At 73.1% G+C, this 22,495-nt stretch carries 24 protein-coding genes; 16 read left to right on the top strand and 8 right to left on the bottom strand.

The genetic code is table 11. The features are described from left to right. Positions 1 to 12: 12 nt before the first annotated feature. Positions 13 to 609: a MarR family winged helix-turn-helix transcriptional regulator gene (locus IE124_RS09250; RefSeq protein ID WP_189506715.1), complete on the bottom strand. Its 597-nt coding sequence runs from the start codon at positions 607 to 609 to the stop codon at positions 13 to 15. A 33-nt stretch (positions 610 to 642) separates the two neighbouring features. On the opposite strand from IE124_RS09250, the gene IE124_RS09245 reads away from it, so the two are divergent. Beyond that, complete coding sequence (locus IE124_RS09245) at positions 643 to 1,056, top strand: carboxymuconolactone decarboxylase family protein (RefSeq protein WP_229832307.1); 414 nt, start codon at positions 643 to 645, stop codon at positions 1,054 to 1,056. A gap of 18 nt (positions 1,057 to 1,074) precedes the next feature. Here the strand turns inward: IE124_RS09245 and IE124_RS09240 are convergent, their stop codons facing one another. From IE124_RS09240 to IE124_RS09230, 3 genes are all read right to left on the bottom strand, one after another. After that, positions 1,075 to 1,521, bottom strand: a complete 447-nt coding sequence (locus IE124_RS09240; RefSeq protein ID WP_189506711.1) for a GNAT family N-acetyltransferase — start codon at positions 1,519 to 1,521, stop codon at positions 1,075 to 1,077. A gap of 102 nt (positions 1,522 to 1,623) precedes the next feature. After that, entirely contained in the window at positions 1,624 to 2,322 is a 699-nt protein-coding gene (locus IE124_RS09235) for a GDSL-type esterase/lipase family protein (protein ID WP_189506709.1), read from the bottom strand. A gap of 60 nt (positions 2,323 to 2,382) precedes the next feature. Further along, the gene (locus IE124_RS09230) at positions 2,383 to 3,237 is read right to left on the bottom strand and encodes an alpha/beta fold hydrolase (protein ID WP_189506707.1); all 855 of its coding nucleotides are present in this window, start codon (positions 3,235 to 3,237) and stop codon (positions 2,383 to 2,385) included. 71 nt (positions 3,238 to 3,308) lie between these two features. Between IE124_RS09230 and IE124_RS09225 the strand changes: the two genes are divergently transcribed. Next, positions 3,309 to 4,304 (top strand): WD40 repeat domain-containing protein, encoded by a 996-nt coding sequence (locus IE124_RS09225; protein ID WP_189506705.1) that lies wholly within the window; start codon positions 3,309 to 3,311, stop codon positions 4,302 to 4,304. 57 nt (positions 4,305 to 4,361) lie between these two features. Continuing rightward, the gene (locus IE124_RS09220) at positions 4,362 to 4,727 is read left to right on the top strand and encodes a cupin domain-containing protein (protein ID WP_189506703.1); all 366 of its coding nucleotides are present in this window, start codon (positions 4,362 to 4,364) and stop codon (positions 4,725 to 4,727) included. Positions 4,728 to 4,756: 29 nt separating this feature from the next. Here the strand turns inward: IE124_RS09220 and IE124_RS09215 are convergent, their stop codons facing one another. Beyond that, on the bottom strand, positions 4,757 to 5,503 hold the full coding sequence (locus IE124_RS09215; RefSeq protein WP_189506700.1) for a TetR/AcrR family transcriptional regulator: 747 nt from the start codon (positions 5,501 to 5,503) through the stop codon (positions 4,757 to 4,759). Positions 5,504 to 5,601: 98 nt separating this feature from the next. Between IE124_RS09215 and IE124_RS09210 the strand changes: the two genes are divergently transcribed. Both IE124_RS09210 and IE124_RS09205 read left to right on the top strand, forming a co-directional pair. Beyond that, positions 5,602 to 6,597, top strand: coding sequence for an ATP-binding cassette domain-containing protein (locus tag IE124_RS09210; RefSeq protein WP_189506698.1), 996 nt, complete (start codon positions 5,602 to 5,604; stop codon positions 6,595 to 6,597). Further along, positions 6,594 to 7,487, top strand: a complete 894-nt coding sequence (locus tag IE124_RS09205; RefSeq protein WP_189506696.1) for an ABC transporter permease — start codon at positions 6,594 to 6,596, stop codon at positions 7,485 to 7,487. The genes IE124_RS09210 and IE124_RS09205 overlap by 4 nt, the downstream gene beginning before the upstream one ends. A 125-nt stretch (positions 7,488 to 7,612) precedes the next feature. On the opposite strand, the gene serC is transcribed toward IE124_RS09205, so the two are convergent. Then, positions 7,613 to 8,731 carry a phosphoserine transaminase gene (serC, locus tag IE124_RS09200; protein ID WP_189506694.1) on the bottom strand — a complete coding sequence of 373 codons (1,119 nt, stop codon included), beginning with the start codon at positions 8,729 to 8,731 and terminating at the stop codon, positions 7,613 to 7,615. A gap of 51 nt (positions 8,732 to 8,782) precedes the next feature. Between serC and IE124_RS09195 the strand changes: the two genes are divergently transcribed. Both IE124_RS09195 and ppnP read left to right on the top strand, forming a co-directional pair. Beyond that, positions 8,783 to 11,551, top strand: a complete 2,769-nt coding sequence (locus IE124_RS09195) for an FAD-binding and (Fe-S)-binding domain-containing protein (protein WP_189506692.1) — start codon at positions 8,783 to 8,785, stop codon at positions 11,549 to 11,551. Further along, positions 11,548 to 11,889 (top strand): pyrimidine/purine nucleoside phosphorylase, encoded by a 342-nt coding sequence (ppnP, locus tag IE124_RS09190; RefSeq protein ID WP_229832306.1) that lies wholly within the window; start codon positions 11,548 to 11,550, stop codon positions 11,887 to 11,889. Before IE124_RS09195 ends, ppnP begins: the two co-directional genes overlap by 4 nt. Positions 11,890 to 11,993: 104 nt before the next feature. Here the strand turns inward: ppnP and IE124_RS09185 are convergent, their stop codons facing one another. Next, the gene (locus IE124_RS09185; protein WP_189506690.1) at positions 11,994 to 13,496 is read right to left on the bottom strand and encodes an oxidoreductase; all 1,503 of its coding nucleotides are present in this window, start codon (positions 13,494 to 13,496) and stop codon (positions 11,994 to 11,996) included. Positions 13,497 to 13,567: 71 nt separating this feature from the next. Here IE124_RS09185 and IE124_RS09180 point away from each other — a divergent pair, with 71 nt between their 5' ends. Then, positions 13,568 to 14,149, top strand: a complete 582-nt coding sequence (locus IE124_RS09180; protein WP_189506688.1) for a GNAT family N-acetyltransferase — start codon at positions 13,568 to 13,570, stop codon at positions 14,147 to 14,149. Here the strand turns inward: IE124_RS09180 and IE124_RS09175 are convergent. Continuing rightward, positions 14,136 to 14,993: a LysR family transcriptional regulator gene (locus tag IE124_RS09175; RefSeq protein ID WP_229832305.1), complete on the bottom strand. Its 858-nt coding sequence runs from the start codon at positions 14,991 to 14,993 to the stop codon at positions 14,136 to 14,138. The genes IE124_RS09180 and IE124_RS09175 overlap by 14 nt on opposite strands. A 163-nt stretch (positions 14,994 to 15,156) precedes the next feature. Between IE124_RS09175 and IE124_RS09170 the strand changes: the two genes are divergently transcribed. From IE124_RS09170 to IE124_RS09135, 8 genes are all read left to right on the top strand, one after another. Continuing rightward, positions 15,157 to 16,128 (top strand): EamA family transporter, encoded by a 972-nt coding sequence (locus tag IE124_RS09170; protein ID WP_189506683.1) that lies wholly within the window; start codon positions 15,157 to 15,159, stop codon positions 16,126 to 16,128. A 177-nt stretch (positions 16,129 to 16,305) separates the two neighbouring features. After that, positions 16,306 to 16,683 (top strand): VOC family protein, encoded by a 378-nt coding sequence (locus IE124_RS09165; RefSeq protein WP_189506681.1) that lies wholly within the window; start codon positions 16,306 to 16,308, stop codon positions 16,681 to 16,683. 117 nt (positions 16,684 to 16,800) lie between these two features. Continuing rightward, a complete protein-coding gene (locus IE124_RS09160) occupies positions 16,801 to 16,983 on the top strand; it encodes a DUF1272 domain-containing protein (protein ID WP_189506679.1) in 183 nt (60 codons plus the stop codon). A 78-nt stretch (positions 16,984 to 17,061) separates the two neighbouring features. Next, positions 17,062 to 17,526, top strand: a complete 465-nt coding sequence (locus IE124_RS09155; RefSeq protein WP_189506677.1) for a pyridoxamine 5'-phosphate oxidase family protein — start codon at positions 17,062 to 17,064, stop codon at positions 17,524 to 17,526. Between the two features lie 113 nt (positions 17,527 to 17,639). After that, positions 17,640 to 18,134 (top strand): carboxymuconolactone decarboxylase family protein, encoded by a 495-nt coding sequence (locus tag IE124_RS09150; RefSeq protein WP_189506675.1) that lies wholly within the window; start codon positions 17,640 to 17,642, stop codon positions 18,132 to 18,134. A 140-nt stretch (positions 18,135 to 18,274) separates the two neighbouring features. After that, complete coding sequence (locus IE124_RS09145; RefSeq protein ID WP_189506673.1) at positions 18,275 to 19,066, top strand: TIGR03084 family metal-binding protein; 792 nt, start codon at positions 18,275 to 18,277, stop codon at positions 19,064 to 19,066. Between the two features lie 155 nt (positions 19,067 to 19,221). Then, positions 19,222 to 20,895 carry an acyclic terpene utilization AtuA family protein gene (locus tag IE124_RS09140; protein WP_189507213.1) on the top strand — a complete coding sequence of 558 codons (1,674 nt, stop codon included), beginning with the start codon at positions 19,222 to 19,224 and terminating at the stop codon, positions 20,893 to 20,895. Continuing rightward, a complete protein-coding gene (locus tag IE124_RS09135; protein WP_189506671.1) occupies positions 20,892 to 22,490 on the top strand; it encodes an acyl-CoA carboxylase subunit beta in 1,599 nt (532 codons plus the stop codon). The genes IE124_RS09140 and IE124_RS09135 overlap by 4 nt, the downstream gene beginning before the upstream one ends. Positions 22,491 to 22,495: the final 5 nt, after the last annotated feature.

Here is a 22,495-nt window from a genome sequence, read left to right as displayed (position 1 = left end):
GCCCGACACCACCTAGGCGCCGCCGAGCCAGCTCGTGGCGTCCAGACGGAACGCCGTCTCCGCGGGGACGACGTTCCGCAGGGCGGTCTCCATGTCGAGGATGCGGTCCGCGCCGAGGGTGGCGGCCCACTCCGCCCGCAGTTCGTCGAAGATCGCGGCGGAGCGGGCGAGGGCGTCGTACCCCCGTGGGGTGAGGTGGACGAGTTTGCGGCGCGCGTCGGCGGGATCGTCGGCGCGCTCCGCGTAGCCGAGGGCGAGCAGGCGGTCGACGGTCTTGCCGGCGGCCTGTTTGGAGACGCCGAGGCGCCGCCCGATGTCGCTGGCGGTGGCGCCCCGCGCGCCGATGGCCTGCATGGCGAAGCCGTGGGCCGGGCGGAGGTCGGGGTGCCCCTCGGTGGCGAGGCGGGCGTGGAGCCGGTCGATGAGGGTGCGGAAGCCGCCGAAGAGGAGCAGGGGCAGTTCGAACCCGGGGCCGGGAACTGGGCCCGGCGCACGGCCGGGCGCCCGGCCGGGCTCGTGTCCGGGTGCAGGGTCGGCACCGGGGTCGGGAATTCCCTTGCCCCGATGGACAACCTGGTTTACGTTTCCTTCATCGACATGGTCAACCATGTTGTCGATTCTATCGAACTCCCGGGAGACGCCTTGTCCGCAGACCTTTCCACCCGCACCGCCGAAGCCGTCGCGCTCCTCAAGGAGTCGCCGGAGACCCTGAACGGCTTCCTGAAGCTCAGCGAGATCTTCGAGTCCACCACCCTCGACCCGCACTCCCGCGAGACCGTGATCCTCACCGTCGCGGCCCGCAACCAGTGCCATCTGTGCGTCGACATGCACGAGGCGAAGATGGCCGCCCTCGGCCCCGCCCCCCACCCCGAACGCCTCGACGCCGTACGGACGTTCACCCTTCGGGTGCTCGCCGCGTCCGGCGCCGTCGGCGACGCGGACCTGGCGGACTTCGAGAAGGCCGGCTACACCCGCCGGAACGCCCTGGAGGTCGTCCTCGGCATCGGCGCGTACACGCTCTCGACCTTCGCGAACCGCCTCACCCGCGCGGCCTGACGACCTGCGGAGGGCGCCTCAGATCAGCGACTTGTGGAAGTGGACGTCCTCGGCGCCACCGGGGATGCCCAGCGTCCGGCCCGTCTCGACGTACCCCTGGCGCCGGTAGAAGTCCGGCGCCTGGAAGGTGAACGACGACACGGACGCGCGGTCGCAGCCGCGCCGGCGCGCCTCCTCCTCGGCGGCGAGGAGGAGCCTGGCGCCCCAGCCGTCGCGGCGGCTGTCCTCGCGGACCCAGAGCATCTCGATGCCGAGCAGCCCGCCCCACGTCCAGCCGGACAGGCCCCCGATGAGTTCGCCGGCCTCGTCGACGACCTTCACCGACAGCGAGCCCTGATCGGCGGCGGTGGTCCCCGTGGCGGGGAAGTTGATCTCGTCGAGGCCGCTGGACAGTCGCGCGTCGAGCTCGGCGTCCTGGTGGCCGACGCTCAGCGCCGCGCCGGTGTGTTCGTGCTGGTCCTGCATGTCGTCCTCGGGTCGGTCGGGTCGGTCGGGTCGGTCTGATCGGTCTGATCGGTCGGATTACTCGGAGCAGTCGGATCGCCCGGATCCGTTGGATCCGCCGGATCAGTCGGATCGAGCAGGGGAGTACGGGCCGCCCAGGCCCCACGCCTGGTGCATCGCCGTGGCGAAGGCGGCGGCCAGTTTGTGCTCGCCGGTCACGCCCGGGTGCGTGCCGTCGTAGGTGTCCGCGTGGATGTCGTACGACTCCGGGACCGTCGCCAGGAGCAGCGGCGAGGCCGGTGTGTCCAGGTCGGCGACCGCCTTCCCGAGGAGCTCGTTGAAGCGCTCGCACTCGGCGGCGAAGGGTGCGTCGTACCCGGCGCGGACGTTCGGGATGACCGGCAGGAGCACGGCTCGCACGTGCGGGTTCGCGGCGCGGGCCGCCGCGACGAATGCGCGGACGTTCTCCTCGGTCTGGTCGCTGTTCGTGTAGAAGCCGAGGTCGATCAGCCCGAGGGAGATCAGCAGGACGTCCGCCCCCGTGGCCGTGACGGTCTCGCCGATGACGGGCGCCATGTGCAGCCAGCCCTCGCCCCAGCCGGCCAGATGGCGCCGGGCGGGGGCGGGGAAGGCGGGGTCGGCGTAGGCCTCGACGCCGTCGGGCTCGTCGGGTGCCGTCGGGTCGTAGAGGCCGGTGCGCGGGCCCACGATCTCGTACCCGCCCGGGAGCGTCGCCTCCAGGTGCTGCCACATCCGGTGACGCCAGGTCCAGTCGCCGACGCGCCCGATGGTCATGCTGTCGCCGACGAACAGAAAACGCATGGTCACATCATCGCGGACCGCTCGCGGGAGCGGCGCTGTGATCCCCGACACGGATCTTCCTCAGACCCTCCGGGACAGGAAGGAGTCGACCGTCTTCACGAGCCACTCCGCGTCGTCGTGCCAGGGGAAGTGCCCGCCCTCGGCCAGGACCGCGAGCGTGGCCTCCGGGAACAGCTCCGCGTAGGCGGTGGCCGTCGGCACCGGAGTGTTGGCGTCGCCCTCGCCGGCGACGACCAGCACGGGTCGTCCGAACTCAGCCAGCGATGCCCGGGTCGCCTCCGGGCGGAACGCGCCCTCGCTCCCGTAGACGCCCGCGGCCTCCCCGTTCCGCTGCCGGTGACTCTCGGCATGGCGCTCGCGTGCCGCGTCGTCCCACGTCCCGTGGAAGAAGGGCGCGACCGCCTGGAAGGTCTCCGCCGACCCGCGCCCCGCCGCGAGCTCCTCCAGAGCCGCGTACGCCTCCGCGAACCACGGCTCCTCCTCGCGCCACGGCCGCCGAGCCGCCGCGAGCCGCTCCTCGCCCGTGGTGTCGAGCCCGACGGCCGCCGTGCCCGGGGCGAGGAGGACGAGACGGGCCACCCGCTCCGGGTACCGCGCCGTGTACAGCGCGGCCAGGTTGGCGCCCGCCGAGTGCCCCAGCAGGTCGACGGTGTCGAGCCCCAGCTCGGTCCGCAGCGCCTCGACGTCCTCCACGAGCCGGTCGCAGCGGTACGAGGACGGGTCCTCCGGCACCGCCGACGCGCCCGTGCCCCGCAGGTCGAGGCGGACCAGCGTGCGGTGGGCGTCGAGCCCGCCCAGCCCGTCGAGGTAGACGGAGTCCTGCGCGGGGCCGCCCGGCAGACAGATCAGCGGGGCGCCGGAACCGGACGCGTGGTACGCGAGCAGGGTGCCGTCGGGGGCGGTGAAAGGAGGCATGGGCGCGACCATGGCAGGGGCTTCGGAGCAGGTCAAGCAGGTTTCCGCGGCGTCGTGGCAGGCTTGGGTCCATGCGAACTGCTCTGTGCGCCCTCGGCGCGGCGGCGGCCCTGGTGCTGCTCCCCGCCGGTCCCGCCCTGGCCGAAGGACAGGAGCCCGACCGGGACTTCACGATCGCCGACCCCCGGATCACCGAGTCCAGCGGCATCGCGGCGAGCCGGGCCCACCCGGGGATCTACTGGACGCACAACGACCAGGACGCGCCCCTGATCTACGGCATCGACTCCCGTACGGGCGAGACCGTCGCGACCCTGACGATGCAGGGCGTCGGCACGCCCCGGGACATGGAGGGCATCGCCGTCGGCCCGGACGGCGACATCTACGTCGGCGACATCGGCGACAACCTCGACGGCTCCTGGGACCACGTCTGGATCTACCGCTTCCCCGAGCCGAAGACGCTCAGGGACCAGAAGGTGGCGGCGGAGCAGTACGACGTGAAGTACGCCGACGGGCCGCGCAACGCCGAGGCCCTGATGGTCCATCCGAAGACCGGCCGGGTGTACATCGCGAGCAAGAACGAGGACGGCGGCGGCCTGTACGCGGGCCCCGAGAAGCTCTCCACGTCGGGGACGAACACCTTCCGGCGCGTCGACGACGTGCCGTGGGTGACCGACGGCGCCTTCTCCCCGGACGGCGGACGGCTGGTCCTGCGCGGCTACTTCAGCGCGAAGGAGTACGTGTGGAAGGACGGCCGCCTCGGTGACGGGGGCACGGGCGTCGGCGCCCCCTTCCAGGGGCAGGCGGAGTCGGTGACGTACACGCCGGACGGCTCGGCCTTCATGTTCGGCTCGGAGGGGCGGAGCAGCAAGGTGGTACGGGTGGACCGGGCCGGGTCCGACCGCCCGGCCACGGAGTCACCGGGCAGCACGCCGAAGGCGCCGGACGCCCCGGCCGCCACGCCCGGAGCGGACGGACAGGACGGCCAGGGCAGCGCGACCACGGGCTTCCTCGTCCTCGCGGGCGCCACGGTCCTCGTCCTCGGCTTCAAGCGCCTGCTGCGCCGCTGACCCGCGGGGGCGAGACTGGAAGGAGACCGGAAGACCGCCGCCACCCGTGGAGGAGTCATGACGGCAACCAGCCGAGAGTCCACTCCCGTCGCCATGGAGGGCGGCGGCGTGGAGCTGCGCCTGAAGGAGGCCGGAGGAGGCATGAGCGCCGCCTTCATCCACCTTCCGGCCGGCACCGACATGGCGCCGGCGTTCAAGGGCCTGGAGGACGACCTGTGCCCGTGCCCCCACTGGGGTTACCTCCTGAAGGGCCGGATCAGGATGCGGACCGCCTCCGGTGAGGAGATCTACGAGGCCGGACAGGCCTACTACTGGAGCCCGGGTCATGCGCCCGAGGCCCTTGAGGACGTCGACCTCGTGGAGTTCTCGCCGACCGACGAGTTCGCCGCGGTGATCGATCACGTGAAGGCGCAGATGGGCTGAGACGGGCCGATCCGCCGCGAAGGGGCGCCTCAGCGCGCGTCGCTGCCGCCGCCCGTCTTCGCGACGAGGATCTCGAAGCCGTCCAGGAGCCGTTCGAGGCCGAAGGCGAAGTGGTCGACCTCGCGGGAGAAGGTGTCCTCGGCCATGGCCGCCATCAGCGGGTAGGCGCCGGAGGCCATCGCCCGCTCCAGGTAGGGCTGTTGTGTGCGCCAGAACTCCTCGTCGTCCACGCCGGTCTCCTTCGCGGCCTCGACGGTCTGGAGCTCCATGCGGGCGATGCCCGCCGTGTAGCTCTGCACGGTGATGATGACCGAGATGGTCTCGGGGTCGCCCAGCCCCATGCCGTGCGGCCCCTTGAGCCCCGACAGGCAGAGCTCCAGGCCGCGCAGCGCGCTCGGGCCGAGGACGGAGCGGGCCTCGTTGACCTTGAGCAGCCAGGGGTGGGCCCGGTAGAGGCCGAGGGTCGTGCGGGCGAGCTCCGTGATCGTGTCGCGCCAGTGGGTGGGCGGGGGCGGGTCGGCCTCGAAGGACTCGCCCTGGACGCGGTCGAGCATCAGGTCGAGGAGCTCGGTCTTGCCGGGGACGTACCGGTAGAGCGACATCGTGCCGACGCCGAGCTCGCCCGCCACCCGCCGCATCGAGACGGCGTCGAGGCCTTCGGCGTCGGCCAGGCCGACGGCCGTGGCGACGATCCGGTCGAGGGTGAGGCCCGGCTTGGGGCCGCGGCTGGGTCGGTCGCCCGTGCCCCAGAGGAGGTCGAGGCTGCTCGTCGTCATGCCGCCACTCTAAAACTGAGTACGCTGTACTCTTAATTGGGTACGGTGTACTCAGATGCTCGCGGCGACGCGAGTCCACGACCCACCGGAGGTCCCCCATGCCCGAACACGCCGTCCTCGCCGAGGGCTTGAGCAAGCGGTACGGAAAGAAACGGCGCGACGACGTCACCCACGCCCTCGACGGCTTCGACCTCGCCGTCCGCCCCGGCACCGTCCACGGCCTCCTCGGCCCCAACGGCGCGGGCAAGACCACCGCCGTCCGCATCCTCGCGACCCTCCTCAGGGCCGACGGCGGCCGCGCCGAGGTCGCCGGCGTCGACGTGGCCCGCGACCCGCGCGGCGTCCGCGCCCGCATCGGCCTCGTCGGCCAGTTCGCCGCCGTGGACGAGGGCCTCACCGGGCGCCAGAACCTCGAACTCTTCGGCCGCCTCTTCCACCTCGGCGGCCGCGCCGCCCGCGTCCGGGCCGGTGAACTCCTCGACCTCTTCGCCCTCACCGAGGCCGCCGACAAGGGCGCCGGCCAGTACAGCGGAGGCATGCGCCGCCGCCTCGACCTCGCCGCCTCGATGATCCTCGCGCCCGCCGTCCTCTTCCTGGACGAGCCGACCACCGGCCTCGACCCGCGCGCCCGGGGCGAGGTCTGGGACGCGGTCCGCACCCTCGTCGCGGGCGGGACGACCGTCCTGCTCACCACCCAGTACCTGGACGAGGCCGACCGGCTCGCCTCCCGGATCACCGTCATGGACCGGGGCAGGGCCATCGCCGACGACACCCCCGACGGCCTCAAGGACCGGGTCGGCGGCGACCGCGTCGAGGTCGTCGTGGCCGAGCCCGCCGACCTCCCGGCCGCCCGCGCGGTCCTCGCCCGGATCGCGGGCACCGACCCCCGTACCGACGAGGCCGAACGGCGCGTCCACGCCCCCGTCACCGACCGGGTCGCCGCCCTGACCGAGGTCGCCCGCACGCTCCAGGAGGAACGGATCGCCGTCGAGGACCTGGCACTGCGCCGCCCCGCCCTCGACGACGTCTTCCTCAAGCTGACCGGCGGCCGGGAGACCACCACGGACACGGAGAAGGAAGAGGTCGCCGCATGAGCACGGTCAACGACATCACCGGCACCGGCACCGGCACCGGCACTGGTACAGGCGCTGGTACAGGCACCGGCACTGGTACCGGCCCTGGTGCTGCCACCGCCAACCGTGCCTACTGGGCCTGCGCCGACACCCTGACCCTCGTCCGCCGCACCCTGCTCAACTACCGCCGCACACCCTCCGCCATCGTCTGGCAGCTCGGCTTCCCCATCGTCTCCGTGCTCCTCTACGGCTTCGTCTTCGGCAGCGCCATGCTGGTGCCGGGCGGCGGTGACTACCGCGAGTTCCTCATGCCGGGGATGTTCACCATGACCATGGCCTTCGGGCTCATGAACACCGCGGCGGCCGTCGTCTCCGACAACTCCAAGGGGGTCGTCGACCGGTTCCGCTCCATGCCGATGGCCCCGTCCGCCGTCCCCATCGGCCGGAGCCTCTCCGACCTCATGGTCGCCGCCGCCGAGCTCGCCATCCTCGCCGCGACCGCCCTCGCCATCGGCTGGACCTCGGACGGCGGACCCGGCGCGACCCTCCTCGGCTTCGGCCTGCTGCTGTTCCTGCGCTTCAGCCTCATCTGGGTGGGCGTGTGGTGCGGTCTCGTCCTGCCGAACACGGAGGCGGCGGGCGCCCTCTACGCGGTGATCTTCCCGGTCACGATGATCTCCAGCGTGTACGTGGCGCCGGCGCTGATGCCCTCCTGGCTCGCGCCCGTCGCCGCCTGGAACCCGATCTCGTCCACGGTCACGGCCACCCGCGAACTCTTCGGCAACCCCGGCGCGGGCGGCGGTTCCTGGGTCGAACAGCACGCGGTCCTGATGGCCTTCGCCTGGCCCCTGGCGGTCACGGCGGTCTTCCTGCCCCTCGCGGTCCGCCGCTACCGGTCGCTGAGCCGGTGACGCACGAGCACGTACGGGTCCGGTGACGCACGAGCACGTACGGGGCCGGTGACGCACGCGGGCCCGGCGTCGGACGAGATCCGACGCCGGGCCCTTCGTGCGTGCGTACTCCGCGTACTACGGGTTCACAGCTTCTCGATGACGTAGTCGATGCACGCCGTCAGGGCGCGCACGTCCGCCGGGTCGATCGCCGGGAACATCGCGATCCGCAGCTGGTTGCGGCCCAGCTTGCGGTACGGCTCGGTGTCCACGATCCCGTTGGCGCGCAGCACCTTCGCGACCGCTGCCGCGTCGACCTCGTCCGCGAAGTCGATCGTGCCGATGACCTGCGAGCGCTTCGCCGCGTCCGCGACGAACGGCGAGGCGTACTTGGACTCCTCGGCCCAGCCGTACAGCGCGTCGGAGGACTCCTTCGTCCGGCCCACGGCCCAGTCGAGACCGCCCTGGCCGTTGATCCACTTCAGCTGCTCGTTGAGCAGGAAGAGGGTCGAGAGCGCCGGGGTGTTGTACGTCTGGTTCTTCAGCGAGTTGTCGATCGCCGTCGGCAGGGAGAAGAACTCCGGGATGTGGCGGCCGGACGCGTGGATCTTCTGCGCCCGCTCCAGCGCCGCCGGGGAGAAGGCCGCCAGCCACAGGCCGCCCTCGGCGGCGAAGGACTTCTGCGGGGCGAAGTAGTAGACGTCGGACTCGGTGATGTCGACGGGCAGGCCGCCCGCGCCCGAGGTCGCGTCGACCAGGACGAGCGCGCCCTCGTCGGCACCGGCGACCCGCTTGATCGGGGCGGCGACACCGGTGGAGGTCTCGTTGTGCGTGTACGCGTAGACGTCGACGCCCGCCTCGGCCACCGGCTCCGGGTGCGTGCCCGGGTCGGAGGAGATCACGGTCGGCTCGGCAAGCCAGGGAGCCAGCTTGGCGGCCTTCGCGAACTTGGAGGAGAACTCGCCGAAGGTGAGGTGCTGCGACTTGTTCTCGATGAGACCGTGGGTCGCGACGTCCCAGAAGGCGGTGGAGCCGCCGTTGCCCAGGATCACCTCGTAGCCCTCGGGCAGCGAGAAGAGGTCGGAGACACCGGCACGCACTTCGCCGACCAGGTTCTTGACCGGGGCCTGGCGGTGGGACGTGCCGAGGAGAGAGGAGCCGGTCGCGGCCAGGGCGTCCAGCGCCTCCGTACGCACCTTGGAGGGGCCCGCGCCGAAACGGCCGTCGGCGGGCTTGATGTCAGCGGGAATCTGGATCTCAGCCACGAGGCGGAGAGTATCGGGTCGGGAAGGGCCCGGTCGCGGGATGTCCGCCGGATGAGACGAGGACTGAGACATCCTGGCGTTGTGGGGACACACGAGGATCATGCGCCCGCCCTCGCCGCGGAGCTGCGCGCGGCCGTCGCCGGAGACGTCGACTTCTCCGTCACGGCGAGGGCCCTGACGACGATGGACGCCTCCAACTACCGCCGTGTGCCGGTCGGTACGGTCGCTCCGCGCGACGCGGACGACGTGGCGGCGGCCCTGGAGGTGTGCCGCGCCCACGGCACCACGCCGGTCGTCGCGCGCGGCGGCGGCACGTCCATCGGCGGCCAGGCCACCGGGACGGGCGTGGTGCTGGACCTCACACGGCACATGGGCGGGATCGTCTCCCTGGACCCGGAATCGCGCACGGCCGTGGTCCGGCCGGGGCTCGTCCTCGACCGGTTGCGGGAGGCGGCGAGGCCGTACGGGCTGACCTTCGGCCCCGATCCGTCGACGCACGGCCGCTGCACCCTCGGCGGCATGATCGGCAACAACGCGTGCGGGGCGCACTCGGTCGCCTGGGGGACCACGGCGGACAACGTGAGCTCGCTGGATGTGGTGACCTACCGAGGAGCGAGGTTGACGCTGGGCCGGGACGGGCAGGGTGCGCCGCCCGGACTGCGGGAGCTCGTCGACCGCCACCTCGCCCTGCTGCGGACCGGCTATCCGGCGGGCCTGCCGCGCCGGATCTCCGGCTACGCCCTCGACGCGCTGCTGCCGGAGCGGGGGACGGACGTCGTCCGGTCCTTCTGCGGGAGCGAGGGCACGCTCGGCGTGGTGACGGAGGCGATGGTCCGGCTCGTCCCGCTGCCGGCCGACCCGGTCCTCGTCGTCCTCGGGTACGCGGACGAGAGCGCGGCGGCGGAGGCGGCGGCGGGACTGCTTCCGTACAAGCCGCTGACGGTGGAGGGCATGGCCGCCGACCTGGTGCGCGGCGGCACGGCGGCGCTGCCCCGGGGTGGGGCGTGGCTGTTCGTCGAGATGGACGGGGCAGGGCCGGCCGCGGGCCTGGTCCGGGCGGCGGACGCCCTCGACGCGGCGGTGGTGTCGGATCCGGCCGGGCAGCGGGCGCTGTGGCGGATCCGGGAGGACGCGGCCGGGACGGCGACACGGATGCCGGACGGCGCGGAGGCGTGGCCGGGCTGGGAGGACTGCGCGGTGCCGCCCGCCCGGCTGGGCGCGTACCTGCGGGAATTCCGCTCGCTGCTGGGGGAGTTCGGCCTCCGGGGGACCCCGTACGGGCACTTCGGCGACGGCTGCGTGCACGTCCGGATCGACTTCGACCTCTGGACGGGCAAGGGGGTGCGGGACTTCCGCCGCTTCTCGGAGGCGGTGGCTGACCTCGTGGTCGCCCACGGCGGCTCGCTCTCCGGCGAGCACGGCGACGGGCAGGCGCGGGCCGAGCTGCTGCCGAGGATGTACGGGGACGAGCTGGTCGGCCTCTTCGGCGCGGTGAAGGGCGTGTGGGACCCGGACGGGGGACTGAACCCGGGGATGCTGGTCCACCCCAGGCGGCTCGACGAGGGGCTGCGGTTCGAGGGGCTGCCGCTGGTGGGGCTCGGCCGGGAGGCGGCGAGGTGCGTCGGGGTCGCCAAATGCCGTACGGAAGGCCCGAGTTCCGGACCGTCTGTCATGTGCCCCTCCTACCGCGCGACGGGGGAGGAGCGGCATTCCACGCGGGGCCGGGCACGGCTGCTGCACGAGATGGCGCTCGGGGAGGTCGTCACCGACGGGTGGCGCTCGGAGGAGGTCCGGGAGGCGCTCGACCTGTGCCTGTCCTGCAAGGGCTGCCGCAGCGACTGCCCGGTGGGCGTCGACATGGCCGCGTACAAGGCGGAGTTCCTCGACCGCCACTACGCGGGCCCGCTCGGCCTCCTGCGCCGGCCGCGCTCGCACTGGACGATGGGCGGGCTGCCCCGGTGGCTGGACCTCTTCGGGCGGGGTGTGAACACGGCGACGCGGCTGCCCTTCGCGGCGAGGCTCGCGGGGGTGACGCCGGAGCGGGCGCTGCCGAGGGTGGCGGGCCGGACCTTCGTGTCCTGGTTCGGGGAGCGCGGCTCCGGCCGCCCGTCGGCCCTCACCCTGTGGCCGGACACCTTCACGAACCACCTGGCCCCGGAGGTGGGCCGCGCGGCGGTGCGCGTCCTGGAGGACGCGGGCCTCGGGGTCTCCCTGCCGCCGGGCCGGGTCTGCTGCGGCCTGACGTACGTGTCGACGGGCCGGCTGGGGGCGGCCCGGAAGGTGATGCGGCGGACGCTGGACGTGGTGGGGGGCGTGGAGGGACCGCTGGTCGTCCTCGAACCCTCCTGCGCGGCGGCCCTCCGCACCGACCTGCCCGAACTGCTGCCGGACGACCCCCGGGCGGCCCGCCTCGCCGCCTCCGTCCTGACCTTCGCCGAGGCCCTGGAGACCCTGGCCCCCGACTGGGCCCCGCCGCGCCTCGACCGCCCGGTCACCGGCCAGACCCACTGCCACCAGCACGCGGTCCTGGGCGACGCGGCGGACCGCCGCCTCCGCGCCCGTGCGGGCCTGACGGGCGAGCCGGCGGGCGGCTGCTGCGGCCTGGCGGGCAACTTCGGCTTCGAACCGGGCCACTACGAGGTCTCGGTCGCCTGCGCCGAGGACCAGCTCCTCCCGGCGCTGCGCGCGGCACCGGACGGCACGACGCTCCTGGCGGACGGCTTCTCGTGCAGGACCCAGATCGCCGACCTCGCGGGCGCCCGGGCCCGCCACCTGGCGGAGGTGCTGGCGGAGGGCTTGGAGGAGGGCCGGGAAAGGTGACTCGTACACTCGCCTCGCCAGTAGCGGCGCGCGACGAGCTCTCCCGGAGGACGGTCATGTTCAAGGTCAACGAATACTTCGACGGCACGGTCAAGTCGATCGCCTTCGAGCAGGAGCAGGGCCCGGCGACCGTCGGCGTCATGGCTCCCGGCGAGTACGAGTTCGGCACGGCCGCTCCGGAGACGATGCACGTGGTCAGCGGCGCCCTGACGGTGAAGCTGCCGGGCGCCGGTGACTGGGAGACCTTCGGGGCGGGCACGCGGTTCGAGGTCCCGGGTGACAGCACGTTCCAGCTGAAGGTCGAGGTCGCGACCGCGTACCTCTGCGAATACCGCTGAGCGGAGCTCTCCTTCGGTACCTGAGGCGGGAAGTCCGACGGGTTCGGGGCGCCTGGCCGCGCCCGGGCCCGCCGGACACCCCCTAGAGGGCGTCCGGAAAGTCCCTAGTTCCTGTTCAGGGTCCTGGTCATCCCCGCGACGACGGCCGTGGTGAGCATCCAGCCCGTGGCGATCAGCACGTAGGCCAGCCACTGGCTGACGCCGTCCGTCCAGTACCAGGCCGTGCGGTGCCCGAGGCCGCCGATGGGAATGAGCAGGTCGAGGGTGTAGACGAAGGGCTGGAACGGGGCGCCTTCTCCCGGCTTCACCGGGGAGGGGGAGTCGGCTCGGAAGACGAGCGTGCCGAGCAGGGTCAGCGCGAGGAGCCATACGCCGGCCAGCCAGGGGCGGTAGCCGTAGCCGACGGTGACGTCCAGAAGGTGGCCCCACAGGCGTCCGGCGGGGTGCAGCGTGCGGCGGCGGTGGCGCTGTTTCGCGAGGAGCACCCTGCGCGCGTCGCCGTCGTGGCCTATCTGCCGGTACCGGCCCGCCAGTTGCTCGTACGGCTGCGGCGCGTAGCCGGGATTCCTGCGGACCCATGCCAGGCGGTTCGCGACATCGTCGCGTGTCGTCGCGCCTGTTGCGAAGGTCGTGTCCCCGGACCGGATGGAGTCGTACGTGAACCCTTCGAGCAGTACTTCCTCCGGCCAGGACCGCTCGCCGTCCTGACACCAGGTGGCGTGCGCGGACCGGAGATCCACCGCTCCGGTGGGGGGCGTGGCGGTCCTGAAGTCGAAGTCGCCCACGTGCATGGCGGTGCCGACCAGGGCGGTGCCGACCCCGTTCAGATGCGCTCCCTCGAAGGTCAGCATGTCCTCGATGCGCGCACCTCGCAGCCGTACGACGCCCTGGGCGGTGAACCCCTGGGAGCAGTCGATGGTCGAGGCGACGACATGGCCTGCGGCGAGTGCGGTGCCGTCGGGGTTCTCCAGTCGGGCGCCCTGGAGGAAGAGGCCCCCGGGCAGTTGTGCGCCGGGGATCCGGACCCCGCCCCGTGTGATGAGCCGCTTGGCGAACACGGCGCCCTCCATGACGAGTCCGCCGGCGAACACCGCCCATTCCTCCGGGCCGGAGATCCTGGCGTCGGTCAGGGCCAGCTCCCCTGCCACGCGGGCGTGGATGAGGGTTAGGCAGCCGCCTTCGACGGTCGTGCTCCTGAGGTCCAGGGCGCCCTCGATCCGGGCGAGCCCGGCGTCGATTCCGGGGACCCGGCAGTTCCGGATCCGCACCGTCCTGGTCGTCGCTCCCCGTAGCCTCACCGCTTCGTCCAGCAGGCAGTTCTCCAGCCACAGGGTGTGGCCGACCTCCGCTCCGGACAGGTCGAGGGTGCCGGTGATCCGCGCTCCGGCGAGCTGCAGGGCCGAGACGGCGCCGGCTCGCTCGCCGTTCGCGCCGAGGAGCAGCGCTGTGATGACGGCGGCCCGGACGGAGTGTTCGGGGGCGTGCTCGGTGCCGGCGGCGTACCCGCTCGCATCGGACGCGCTCGTACGCAGGCTTACTCGACGCCCCTCGGGGAAGGCATCCCACAACTCCCGCTCCGGCTGGGTCAACTCATCATAGGAAAGCACTCGTGCAGGGTAGTGAACCGCTCTTTCCCGGGGCCCCAGTCGGCGTGTTCCGGCGAACGGAGGGTGGTTGCATGGGTCCGGCCCCTGGTGGGAGCTTCCGGCGTGACGACCGGCTCGTGCTGCGCGAGCTCGTCGCCGGCGACGTACCGGCCGTGCACGGCGTCTACGGCTCCGAGGCCGCGACCGAGCACCTCAGCTTCCCGCCCCGGTCCCTCGACGAGGTCCGGGGGATCGTCGAGCGGTCGATGCTCTCCGCGCGGGCCCTTCCCCGGGAGGAGTACGCCCTCGGGGTCGTCGAGCGGGACACTGCCGCGCTCGTCGGGTTCGGGCGGCTCGCCGTCGATCCGCATCAGCAGCGCGCGGCGACCATGGGCTTCGCGCTGCGGCCCGAGGTGTGGGGCGTCGGGTACGGGCGCGAGACCGTCGGGCTGCTGCTCGCGCTGGCCTTCGGGGAACTCGGCCTGCACCGGGTCTGGGCCGCACGCGCGCCCCTGAACACCGCCTCCGCGCGGACGCTGCTCGCCGCCGGGTTCGTGGAAGAGGGGCGGATCCGGGGGCACGTCCACGTCCGGGGTGCCTGGCGGGACTCGATCACGTACGGGATCCTCCGCGAGGAGTGGGAGGCGCTGGGTTCCTCTCTCACTCCCCCCTGACGATCTCCCGGGCCATCGCGACCAGCGCGGCCGTCGCCGGGTGCGGGAAGGCGTCCCGCCAGGCCAGGACCAACGGCAGGGGCGGCGCGTCGGACAGAGGGCGGTAGGCGATGCCCGGGTGCGGGTGGAGCGTGGCGGTGGAGACGGAGGAGACGCCGGTGCCCCGGCCCGCGGCGATCGCGGTGAGCCAGTCGTCGTTGTTCGCGACGGTCAGGGTGGCCGCCGGGCGGGCCCCGGCCGGCCAGAGCGCGAGCGTGGTCGCACCGGAGACCGTGTTGATGACGATGGTCTCGGCGGCCAGATCCCCGAGGGCGAGGTCGCTTCGGTCGGCGAGCGGGCTGTCGGCGGGCAGCGCGGCGACCCGTTCCTCCGCGGCGAGCTCCTCGGTGACCAGACCCGGTGCGTCGACCGGGCCCCGGAGCAGCGCCGCGTCCACCTCGCCGCGGGCGAGCCCGGCCGTGCGGTCGTCGATGCGGAGGAGTTCGAGCGGGGTCTCGGGGTGGAGGCGCTGCCAGCGCCGGAGCAGCGGGGTGGTGTACGGGCCGAAGGCCGACCAGGCGTGCCCGAGGCGCAGGGGGCGGTGCCGGAGCCTGGCCGGGTCGACGGCGGCGTCGAAGGCGGCGATGGCCGCGGCGGCCCTGTCCTGGAAGGCCCGGCCCTCGGCGGTGAGCGCGAGGTGGTGGGTCGAGCGGTCGACGAGCCGGGCGCCGAGGTGCGCTTCGAGCGCGGCGAGCGTGCGGGAGACGGCGGGCTGGGTGAGGTGGAGCCGGGCGGCCGCCCTGGTCAGGCTGGGTTCCTCGGCGATGGCGAGGAAGCAGCGGAGGTGGCGCAACTCGATGCTCATGTCCTCGGAGCATAACCGCAGCCCAATCGGCATTTCCGGTGCCGCGCGGGTGCTCGTAGCGTGAGAGCGGAATCCTGGCGGGGAGGGCGAGCGAAGTTCACTTCGCTAAACTTCAAGTACAGTGAAGTGAACTATTGATGGTGTGGAGTGGAGGAGTGGCCCGGTGAACAGTCCGGTGAACAGCCCGGTCAAGGACGCGCCGGCGGCCTCCGCGACGGTCGCGCGTCCGAGTCTCTCCGCACCCGGGAAGGCGGCGTCCGGAACCGTGGCGCCCAGGAGGGGCGGTCGTCACCTCGGACCCGTCGCCCTGGTCGTCGCCGGCGGACTCTCCGTGCAGTTCGGCTCGGCCGTGGCCGTCCTCCTCATGCCGCGCGCCGGCGCACTCGGCGTCGTCACCCTCCGGCTCGTGCTCGCCGCCGTCGTCCTGCTGGCCGTCTGCCGGCCCACGGTGCGCGGCTACAGCAAGGCCGACTGGGGCACGATCGTCGCCTTCGGCACGGCCATGGCCGGGATGAACATCCTCTTCTACCAGGCCGCCGACCGGATCCCGCTGGGCGCCGCCGTGACCCTGGAGGTCCTCGGCCCGCTGATCCTCTCGGTGGTCGCCTCGCGCCGGGCGGCGAACCTGCTCTGGGCCGGACTCGCACTCGGCGGCGTCGTCCTGCTCAGCGGCGGCGGCTTCGACCGCCTCGATCCCGTCGGCGCGGCCTTCGCCCTCGCGGCGGGCGCGATGTGGGCGGCGTACATCGTCTTCAGCGCCCGCACCGGCCGCCGCTTCCCGCAGGCCGACGGGCTCGCGCTCGCGATGGCCTTCGGGGCCGTCCTCAGCCTGCCGCTGGGCATCGCGGAGGCGGGCGACAAGCTCCTCGTACCGTCGACGGTCCTGCTCGGCCTGGGCGTCGCCCTGATGTCGTCGGTCCTTCCGTACACCCTCGAACTCCTCGCCCTGCGCCGCCTGCCCGCACCCACCTTCGCGATCCTGATGAGCCTGGAACCGGCCATCGCGGCGGCGGCCGGCTTCCTCATCCTGAGCCAGGCGCTGTCGGTCACGGACGCCCTGGCCATCGCCCTGGTCATCGGGGCGAGCATGGGAGCGGTCCGCATGCAGGCCCGCGCGACGAAGCGCGCCACCTGACGCGGAAGCCACCTGACGCGGAAGCCGCGTGATGCGGAAGCCGCGTGATGCGGAAGCCGCGTGACGTGGAAGCCGCGTGACGTGGAAGCCGCGTGACGTGGAAGCCGCGTGATGCGGAAGCCTCCTGACGCGGATGTCTCCTGACGCGGTCGGCCCCCGCGTCTATAGGCTCCGGACGTGATCGCCGACCTGCAGTGCCTCGTCATCGACTGTCCCGCGCCCCGCGCGCTCGCGGAGTTCTACCGCCAGGTCCTGGGCGGGGAGGTCGACCGGCCGGACCGCCGCTGGTCCCTCGACGAGGCCTGGTCCACGCTGCACACCCCCGGCGGTCTCGTCCTCTGCTTCCAGGGCGTCACCGACCACCGCCCCCCGACCTGGCCGGACCCCGAGCGCCCCCAGCAGGCCCACCTCGACTTCGGCGTCCCGGACCTGGGCGCGGCCCAGGCCCAGGTCCTCGCCCACGGCGCGACCCTCCTGGACGCAGGCCCCGCCACCCGAAGCTGGCGGGTCTACGCCGATCCGGCCGGGCACCCCTTCTGCCTGGTCCGTCACTGAGGCCGTCCGGCGGGTGGCCCGATGTCTGTGATCTTTGGCTTCCGGCCTGTTTCGGGGGTGCGGCTCCCCCTCGGAGGATGAGGGGGTCGTCGGACGTTACGAGGAAGGGAGCCGGTCATGGCCCTGGAGATGCGAGACCGTTGCGAGCGCTGTGAGACCGCGGTCCTGACGGTGGACGGGCCCGCGCGGATCTGTACGTACGAGTGCAGCTTCTGCGTGCCGTGCGCCGACGCCATGGACGACGTCTGCCCCAACTGCGGGGGCGAGCTCGTCGCCCGTCCGCGGCGCACCGCCGCGTAGCTCCCGGCCCTCCGCACGAGCCGCTGCCCCGGCGCCCCGCCGCGGAATTCTCCTGTACGTACGGGAGTTGGCCACGACATGACGAAGCCCGCCGCACCCCGCGCCCTGTCCGACGACGCGCTCTCCGAGCTGCTGAGCTCGCAGCAGTTCGGCACCCTCGCCACCAACAAGAGCAGCGGGCACCCGCACCTCACCACCATGCTCTTCCACTGGGATCCCGCGGAGCGCGTCGTGCGGTTCTCCACCACCGCCGACCGCGTCAAGGTCAAGCAGATCCGGCGCGACCCGCGCGCGGCCGTGCACGTCCCCGGCGGGGACGTCTGGTCGTTCGCCGTGGCCGAGGGTGAGGCCGAGGTCTCCGAGGTCACGACCGTCCCGGGGGACGCGACCGGGCGCGAACTGCTCGCGATGGTGCCGGAGGCCGCCCGGCCGCGGGGCGAGGACGAGGCCGCGTTCCTGGCGCAGCTGGTCGACGAGCGCCGGGTGGTCATCAGGCTGAAGGTCTCCCGGCTCTACGGGACGGCCCTCGACATCAGCGGCTGAGGGGCCCGACGGAGTCCCGGGAAACTTCTTCCGGGATCCCGTCACATCTTCGTTCCGCCGTCCGTCAGTGCTGTGAAGACACCGACCAGACAGCGACCGAGGAGCCGGCCACCATGACGAACACCTCCCCCTCCATCTCCCGGATGTCCAACCCCGCCGAGTTCGTTCCCGAGGTGAACGACATCAGCGCCGCCCTCTTCCGGGCCACCGGCAACCAGTCCGTGCCGCGCACCACGATGAACCTCGTCCACCTGCGCGCCGGGCAGATCGTCCACAACACCTACCTGACCATCCTGAACACCGGGTTCCTCCGGAAGGCGGGGCAGTCCGAGGAGCGCATCACCGCCGTCTCCTCCTGGCAGGACGCCCCGTACTTCACCGACGCCGAGCGCGCCGCGCTCGCCCTCGTCGAGGCCACCCTCCAGCCCGCCCCGCACGGTAAGGAGCGCGTCTCCGACGAGCTGTACGCCGAGGTGGCGAAGCACTACGACGAGAAGGCGCTGGCCACCCTCACCATCGCCATCGGGCAGATCAACTTCTTCATCGCCCTCGCCGTCATCGGCAAGCCGCAGCCGGTCGCCTCCCTCGCCGACGAGCAGTGGGACTGAACAGCGGGGGGTGGCTCACGCCGCAGCGCGGCCCGTCCCCCGGCATCAATCAAAGCAAGCGTGCTTGATTGTTTTCTGGTTCGCTGCCATGCTCCGGGGCACGCCGTCGTGCCGTGGCCGTGTCCCGAGGGGAGCGCACCGTGTCCGATCCCGCCGTCGTCCTCGACGATCTGCGCGAGGAGAGCGAAGAACTCGACCTGCTGGTCGCAGAGCTGGGCGAGGAGCAGTGGGGTGCGCCCACCCCCGCGCCCGGCTGGACCGTCGCCCATCAGATCGCCCACCTCGCCTGGACCGACCGGGCGGCCCTCCTCGCCGCCACCGACCCCGAGGCCTTCGCCGCCGAGACCGAGAAGGCCCTCGCCGCCCCCGACCGCTTCGTCGACGAGGGCGCGGAGGAGGGTGCGAAGCTGCCGCCCGCGGAGCTGCTCGCCGCCTGGCGCGCGGGCCGCGAGCGCCTCCAGGAGGCCCTGCGGGCGGTCCCGCCCGGGGCGCGCTTCCCCTGGTACGGGCCGCCGATGAGCGCCCCGGCCATGGCCACCGCCCGGCTCATGGAGACCTGGGCGCACGGCCAGGACGTCGCCGACGCCCTCGGGGCGGTCCGGGCTCCCACGGCCCGGCTCCGGCACGTCGCGTGGATCGGCGTCCGCGCCCGCGACTACGCCTTCCTCGTCCGGGGCGTCCCGGCACCCGCCGAGCCCTTCCGCGTGGAACTCGCCGGCGTCGATGGGGAGATGTGGGCGTACGGCCCCGAGGGCGCCGCCCAGACCGTCACCGGCCCCGCCCTCGACTTCTGCCTCCTCGTCACCCAGCGCGTCCACCGCGACGACACCGCGCTCGTCGCGCACGGCCCCGACGCCGAGCGCTGGCTCACCCTCGCTCAGGCCTTCGCGGGCCCGGCGGGCCCGGGCCGCGCCCCCAGGGAGGCGGAGTAGTGGCTCCCCCCGGCGCCCCCGACCTCCCCGCCCGTCCCGACGCCCCCGCCCCTTCCGACCTCCCCGCCCGTCCCGACGCCCCCGCCCCTCCCGACCTCCCCTCCCGTCCCGACGCCCCCGCCCCTCCCGACCTCCCCGCCCCTCCCGTCCTCCGCATCGGCAACGCCTCCGGCTTCTACGGCGACCGCTTCGACGCCGTCCGAGAGATGCTCACGGGCGGAGAGCTCGACGTCCTCACCGGCGACTACCTCGCCGAGCTGACGATGCTCATCCTCGGCCGCGACCAGCTCAAGGACCCCGCCGCCGGTTACGCGAAGACCTTCCTGCGCCAGATGGAGGAGGGCCTCGGCCTCGCCCACGAGCGCGGGGTCCGCATCGTCGCCAACGCGGGCGGCCTGAACCCCGCCGGCCTCGCCGAGGCCCTGCGCGAGCTGGCCGCGAAGCTGGGCCTGCCGACCCGGATCGCCCACGTCGAGGGTGACCGACTCCCGCCCGGCGAAGGGGTGGTGACGTCCAACGCCTATCTCGGCGGGGCCGGCATCGCCGCCTGTCTCGCCGCCGGGGCCGACGTCGTCATCACCGGCCGGGTCACCGACGCCGCCCTCGTCACCGGGCCCGCGCAGTGGCACTTCGGCTGGGGACCGGAGGAGTACGACAGGCTCGCGGGCGCGGTCGTCGCCGGGCACGTCCTGGAGTGCGGCACCCAGGCCACCGGCGGCAACTACGCCTTCTTCGCCGACCACGACCCGGCCCTGTTCCGCCGCCCCGGCTTCCCGGTCGCCGAGCTCCACGCGGACGGCAGCGCCGTCATCACCAAGCACGCGGGTACGGGCGGCCTCGTCGACGTCGGCACGGTCACGGCCCAGCTGCTGTACGAGACGGCCGGCGCCCGCTACCCCGGGCCCGACGTGACGGCCCGGCTCGACACCGCACGCCTCGCCCAGGAGGGCACGGACCGGGTCAGGATCCACGGTGTGACGGGCGAGGCCCCGCCCCCCACCCTCAAGGCCGGCCTCAACCGCCTCGGCGGCTTCCGCAACGAGGTCGTCTTCGTCCTCACCGGCCTCGACATCGAGGCCAAGGCCCGGCTCGTCCGCGAGCAGATCGAGGACGCCTTCACCGGCACCGACTCCGCCCCCGCGGACGTCCGTTGGGAGCTGGCCCGCACCGACCGGGAGGACGCCGCCACCGAGGAGACCGCCAGCGCGCTGCTCCGGCTCGTCGTCCGCGCCCCCTCCCCGGACGCCGTCGGCCGCACCGTCACCGGCGCCGCGATCGAGCTGGCCCTCGCGAGCTACCCCGGCTTCCACGTCACCGCGCCTCCCGGGAAGGGCGCCCCCTACGGGGTCTTCGGGACCGCGTACGTCCCCGCCGCCGACGTCCCGCACACGGCGGTCCTCCCGGACGGCACCCGCCAGGAGATTCCCGCACCGGCACGGACCCTCGCCCTCACCCCCGTACCCGGCCCGCCCCTCCCCCCGCCCCTCGCGTACGACTCCACCCGGCGGACCCCCCTCGGCCGGATCGCCGGGGCCCGCAGCGGCGACAAGGGCGGCGACGCGAACGTCGGCGTCTGGGTCCGGACGGACGAGGAGTGGCGCTGGCTCGCCCACGCGCTCACCGTCGAGACCTTCCGCGCGCTCCTCCCGGAGACCGCCGGTCTGCCGGTCGTCCGGCACGTCCTCCCGCACCTGCGGGCCCTCAACTTCACCGTCGCAGGGATCCTCGGCGAGGGCGTCGCCTCCCAGGCCCGCTTCGACCCCCAGGCCAAGGCCCTCGGCGAATGGCTCCGCTCCCGGCACCTGGACATCCCGGAGGTACTGCTGTGACCGTCCTCGCCTCCGCCCTCGACACCGGCGGACCCGAGTACCGAGAGCACCGCTCGGCGATGCTCGACAAGCTCGCCGCCCTCGAAGCCGAGCACGACAAGGCCCTCGCGGGCGGCGGCGAGAAGTACACCGCCCGGCACCGGGCGCGCGGCAAGCTCCTCGCCCGCGAACGCATCGAGCTGCTCGTCGACCGCGACAGCCCCTTCCTGGAGCTGTCCCCGCTCGCCGCCTGGGGCAGCGACTACCAGGTGGGCGCCTCGCTCGTCACCGGCATAGGAGTCGTCGAGGGCGTCGAGTGCCTGATCACGGCCAACGACCCGACCGTGCGCGGCGGCGCCTCCAACCCGTGGACGCTGAAGAAGGCCCTGCGGGCCAACGAGATCGCGTTCGCCAACCGGCTGCCGGTCGTCTCGCTCGTGGAGTCGGGCGGCGCGGACCTCCCCTCCCAGAAGGAGATCTTCATCCCCGGCGGGGCGCTCTTCCGCGACCTCACACGGCTGTCCGCCGCCGGCATCCCCACCGTCGCGGTCGTCTTCGGCAACTCGACGGCCGGCGGCGCGTACGTCCCGGGCATGTCCGACCACACCGTGATGATCAAGGAGCGGTCGAAGGTCTTCCTCGGCGGCCCGCCGCTCGTGAAGATGGCGACGGGCGAGGAGAGCGACGACGAGTCCCTCGGCGGCGCCGAGATGCACGCCCGGACCTCCGGTCTCGCCGACCACTACGCCGTCGACGAGACGGACGCGATCCGCCAGGCCCGTCGGATCGTCGCCCGGCTCAACCACCGCAAGGCACAGGCCGATCCACAGCCTGGGGAAGCGCCGAAGTACGACGAGGACGAGCTCCTCGGCATCGTCCCCGGCGACCTCAAGACCCCCTTCGACCCGCGCGAGGTGATCGCACGGATCGTCGACGGCTCCGACTTCGACGAGTTCAAGCCCCTCTACGGGACGTCCCTGACGACCGGCTGGGCGCGGCTCCACGGCCATCCGGTCGGCATCCTCGCCAACGCGCAGGGCGTGCTGTTCTCCGCCGAATCCCAGAAGGCCGCGCAGTTCATCCAGCTCGCCAACCAGCGCGACATCCCACTCCTCTTCCTGCACAACACCACCGGCTACATGGTCGGCAGGGAGTACGAGCAGGGCGGCATCATCAAGCACGGCGCGATGATGATCAACGCCGTCGCGAACTCCCGCGTCCCGCACCTCTCCGTACTCATGGGCGCGTCGTACGGCGCGGGGCACTACGGCATGTGCGGCCGGGCGTACGACCCCCGCTTCCTCTTCGCCTGGCCCAGCGCGAAGTCCGCCGTCATGGGCCCGCAGCAGCTCGCCGGCGTGCTGTCGATCGTGGCGCGGGCCTCGGCCGCCGCGAAGGGGCAGCCCTACGACGACGAGGCCGACGCCGGCCTCCGCGCGCTCGTCGAGGCGCAGATCGAGTCGGAGTCCCTCCCGATGTTCCTCTCGGGGCGGCTGTACGACGACGGGGTCATCGACCCCCGCGACACCCGCACGGTCCTCGGGCTGTGCCTGTCCGCGATCCACACGGCACCGGTCGAGGGCGCGCGCGGCGGCTTCGGCGTCTTCCGAATGTGAGGGCT

It is taken from the genome of Streptomyces narbonensis (genome assembly GCF_014649015.1).
GTDB lineage: Bacteria > Actinomycetota > Actinomycetes > Streptomycetales > Streptomycetaceae > Streptomyces > Streptomyces narbonensis.
Note: the sequence above shows the minus strand (reverse complement) of the source record. Positions and strands in the feature narration are given on the sequence as shown.